The following is a 3,478-nucleotide window of genomic DNA, read 5'->3' as shown; positions in this document are numbered from 1 at the left end:
GGTTATCCTAAATTCCAAAAGAATAATCGTTCTGTGGAATATAAAAACTGTGGCTGGAAACTATCGGAGGATAGAAAGAAAATAACTTTCACAGATAAGAAAAATATTGGCACGGTTAAACTGAAAGGAACCAGAGACCTAAACTTTTACCCTATAGACCAAATTAAACGAGTTAGGATTGTTAAACGAGCGGATGGTTACTATGTCCAATTCTGTCTAAGTGTTGATATTCGGGAATATGCTAAACCCCTAGAACCAACCAAGAAATGTGTGGGATTGGATGTAGGTTTAAACGTTTTCTACGCTAATAGTGATGGGGAAACAGTAGAAATACCGCAATACTATCGCAAGGCAGAAAAAAGATTAAATCGCCTGAATCGGAAGAAATCTAAAAAGGTTAGAAAAGGTCAACCCCAATCAAACAACTACCAAAAGGCCAGAAAGAGATATGCTAGAAAGCATTTAAGAGTAAGTAGGCAACGTAAAGGCTTTGCCTCAAAAGAGGCATTGCGCGTCATTAAATCTAACGATTTCATCGCTTACGAAAACTTAAATGTTCAAGGCATGGTAAAAAACTCTAAACTAGCTAAATCTATTAATGATGTGGCTTGGTCAACTTTTCGGCAATGGTTAGAATATTTTGGTTTTAAATATGGTAAGGCTACAGTAGCAGTAGCTCCCCATAACACCAGTCAAAACTGTTCTAATTGTGGTCAAAAAGTAGCTAAATCTCTATCTACTAGAACCCATATTTGTCCTCACTGTGGCTATGTAGAAGATAGAGATATTAACGCCGCTATCAATATTCTCAAAAAGGGACTAAGTACGGTAGGGCATACCGAAACTAATACGCTTGGGGAGAGATTCCCTCTGGTTTAGTTGGATACGTCCTGCTAGATTAAGGAAACTCGATGAACCAAGAATCCCTCGCTTTTAGCGACGGGAGTGTCAAAGAATTTAGCTGGAATTTATGAATCATTTTCTGCATTCTTTCACGGTTTTTCCTGATTCTGCCCGAAAATCTCGGTCTTACTCCCTAGGTAAACTTCGACGACCCTTAATCTTCCTGTTTACCGTCGGTTGTCTGACTAGCGTAGTCGGTTATCGTTTCTATAATCAGCCGAAATTGGCCGTCGGGACTATTTCCCCCGTCACAATTATCGCCCCCGAAGATGCCAGTTTTGAAGACCAAGAAACCACCGCCCTCAAACGCCAAAAAATTCGGGCTGGACTGCTTCCCCGGCTGAAAAGAGACCCCCAAACCACTGCCCAGATTGAGCGAGCGCTACGGGACACTTTAGGGCAATTAAGTCAAATTATCCCAATTCTGCCCAAAAATTCGATTTTAATCAGCAGGACTATTTCTAACGCCACACTGGGAACGCTGCTCACCTTTTCTGCCGCTCAATGGTCAACTCTACAAAGCGGCCTCAACTATGAAGAATCTTTTGCAAAACCCTTGACAAAAGAGCAGGAATATGCTATACACGAAATCCAAGCCTATCGTCAGCGCGTGACAAAGGGGAAATTTGAGCAATTTATCGATCGATTAGGGCAATTACGGCAAATACAGGGGCAAACCAGCCAAAATTATCGGCATTCCAGCTTAAATAAACTCAAATATGGCGATCTGATCGCAGTAGCTCAAATGGGCGATCGAGAGTGGCAAAACCTAGAAACAGCCATCCTGCAAGCGGGTCGCCGCATTTTGGTGCAAGGCATCCCCCCGGGGATTTCCACCAGTCACCTACAGGATACCATCGTCGTGCAGATTAGCAGCGATCGCCTAACCCGTCGCCAGCAGCTTTTAGCCGAAAATATCCTTCTAGCGGCCCTAGAGGGACAGGCTAACCTGATAGAAGATCGGGAGTCAACCAAAGAACAAGCGGCTAAAGCGGTGGAAGCGGTAGATATGGTGATGTCTAACACTCAAACCGGTCAAATTATCGTTAAAACAGGCGAAAAAATTACTCAAGCTCAGTTTGTTCTCATCGATGGCTTTGGTTTAAGCGAACGGGGCATTAACTGGATGGGTTTAGGAGCAACGGCAATCCTTGTCACCAGCGCGATCGGGACTTTTTGCCTCGTGGCCCAGCGTCTCCATCGGCCTCTGCGTCACCGGGATTTTATTCTCTTGGGTTTACTAAGTTTTACCACACCGATTCTAGCGATCGCCCATATTCCCTTTACCAATCTGGCAGCCGTGGGTTTATTAGTCAGCAGTTTCTATGGCCCGACTTTGGCCGTCACCCAAGTCCTCTTAACTGCCGGTCTTTCCCTATTCAGTATCCAAGGCATCAGCGCCGATTTAATCGCGGGGACGATCGGGGGACTATTAGCGGCCATAATAGCGGCAAAATTGCGCTCCCGGGATGAATTATCGCTCCTAGGAATGGGAATCGGAGTCAGTCAAGGGGGTGTTTATCTGCTCACCTACCTAATCGTTAGCGCCACGGCCAGCACGATCATCTATGCTCTATTACCCACGGCGCTCGTCTATGGTCTATCGGGAATAGCTTGGACGGTAATCGCTCTAGGATTATCCCCCTATCTGGAACGCTGTTTCGATGTGGTGACTCCCATTCGTCTGGTGGAGTTGTCCAATCCTAATTGTAGTTTGCTCAAACGTTTGGCCACAGAAGCGCCGGGTACTTTTCAACATACCCTTTTTGTCGCCTGTTTAGCCGAAGCGGCCGCCCGAAAACTGCACTGTAATGTGGAATTAATTCGCACGGGAACCCTTTATCACGATATCGGGAAAATGCACGATCCTCTCGGTTTTATTGAAAATCAAATGGGTGGCCCGAATAAACACGATGAAATTAACGATCCCTACGTCAGCGCCGAGATTATTAAAAAGCACGTTAGCGAAGGGTTAGTCATGGCCCGCAGACAAGGTTTACCGCGAGTCGTCCGCGATTTTATTCCCGAACACCAAGGCAATCTCTTAATTTCCTATTTTTATCAGCAAGCTTTGCAAAAATCCAGACAAAATGGTCAAGAAATCGTCGATGAAGCAGCCTTTCGCTACGATGGTCCGATTCCCCAATCGCGAGAAACGGCGATCGTTATGTTAGCCGATAGTAGCGAGGCCGCTTTGCGATCGCTAAAGGAGGCATCCCCAGAACAAGCCATGGATATGATCAAAAAGATTTTTCAGGCCCGATGGCGCGATCAACAATTAGTAGATAGTGGTATTCGTCAGGAGGAATTACCAATTATTGCCGAGATTTTTGTGCAAGTTTGGCAACAATTCCATCATCAACGCATTGCCTACCCGAAAGCAGTTTTAGAAGTCTCCTCAGCCGAAAAAAAATAAGAGATAACAGCAAAAAATCAAAAATAATTACCAAAATGCTACTAATTACTCTCAACGAAAATACTTTATCTTTATCTCCAGGTAATCAGGTTATTTTCCCTCATCAGACTTGGGAAGATTACGAAAGATTGCTGAGTTTACGTCTCCAGAAAACCTATC

2 protein-coding genes and 1 pseudogene are annotated in these 3,478 nt (G+C 44.7%); all 3 read left to right on the top strand.

The window, feature by feature from the left end; translation table 11 throughout:
• A partial coding sequence (locus IM322_RS22850; RefSeq protein ID WP_287713338.1) for an RNA-guided endonuclease InsQ/TnpB family protein occupies positions 1-879 on the top strand: 879 nt, incomplete at its 5' end.
• 91 nt (positions 880-970) lie between these two features.
• Positions 971-3,319 carry an HD family phosphohydrolase gene (locus IM322_RS22845; RefSeq protein ID WP_287675596.1) on the top strand — a complete coding sequence of 783 codons (2,349 nt, stop codon included), beginning with the start codon at positions 971-973 and terminating at the stop codon, positions 3,317-3,319.
• Between the two features lie 35 nt (positions 3,320-3,354).
• Positions 3,355-3,478 (top strand): annotated as a pseudogene (locus tag IM322_RS22840) (Uma2 family endonuclease); the annotation flags it as partial.

Source organism: Microcystis sp. M109S1, from assembly GCF_020247025.1.
Lineage (GTDB): Bacteria > Cyanobacteriota > Cyanobacteriia > Cyanobacteriales > Microcystaceae > Microcystis.
Note: the sequence above shows the minus strand (reverse complement) of the source record. Positions and strands in the feature narration are given on the sequence as shown.